This is a genomic window from Martinezella lusitana (assembly GCF_016901135.1).
Classification (GTDB): domain Bacteria; phylum Pseudomonadota; class Alphaproteobacteria; order Rhizobiales; family Rhizobiaceae; genus Rhizobium; species Rhizobium lusitanum_D.
In genome coordinates this window covers 1-932 of record NZ_JAFEVL010000038.1, presented here as the reverse complement: position 1 = coordinate 932, position 932 = coordinate 1, and the positions used below count along the sequence as shown (strand labels likewise).

The window sequence follows — 932 nt, the reverse complement described above, 5'->3', positions numbered from 1 at the left end:
CGGATATCCGTAGCAGACGTCAGATTGGCCGGTGAATGCGAGGCATTATTGACTGTGGAGGCAGGACTGCGGTTGACGTAGATGGTCGACCCAGCACCGGGACCGCCGGTCAACGCAGCATTCTGACAATTCGTCGTCATGATGCAGGTCGTGCTCTTCGGCAGGGGAACGATATTGCCGGCGATTTCATTGCTGCCCGTCGTCGTGGTGAGTTCGACAGAACTATTACGACCTGTCGCCGAGCTACGGACGCCGAACCGCATATTGAATGAATTGGTGGCAATCCCGGCCGAGGTTGATATCCCGACCATCGGAGAGAACATGTTCGAGATCGGCGTAAGCTGTTGGACGTTGTTCTGCCCAACGACCGTGATAGAGAAATCCTGCCCAGCCATCGGCGTGAACATACCGGGTCCAGCCAGATATCGGCCTTCCATCGCGCCCTGAATAGTTGGGAACCCGGAAGCCGTCGTGACGAGAACGCCGCTCTTGACGATGTACGGCATCAGAGATTGCGTGCTCTGTACCCAGTCTATCGATCCGACGTGGTTATATATTTTCGTTACATAGACCGTGGAACTCCCGGCAAACGCCATCAACGTCGCCGTATTGAGGATTTGATTGCCGTCGTAGCCGATATCCATTTCAACTGCGTCGGCGCGTTGGACGCGGATTGCGGCTCCACTCCAGCCAACGGAATTGATGAGACCGCCGTAATTGGTCTGACCGCTCGGGAGGGTAAGGGCTGCGGGCGATGGCGGCGGCGGTGAAGGTGAGCCACCGCCCTGTATCGCGCCCCCGAGGGTCAACCCTAGTGAAAGTCCAAAAGGCATCCGCCTTCTCCACTATTTATTAGAAAGCCATCGCAAAAGCGGATGCCTGAAGGATTATTTCTGGACCGGGGGTTGCGGCTTGGTGAGACCAGAGACGCC

General features: G+C 56.8%; 1 protein-coding gene. It reads right to left on the bottom strand.

The window, feature by feature from the left end; translation table 11 throughout:
• Positions 1-833, bottom strand: an 833-nt coding sequence (locus tag JTP94_RS14305; RefSeq protein ID WP_204851165.1) for a hypothetical protein, incomplete at its 3' end; no start/stop codon positions are given.
• Between the last annotated feature and the right edge of the window lie 99 nt (positions 834-932).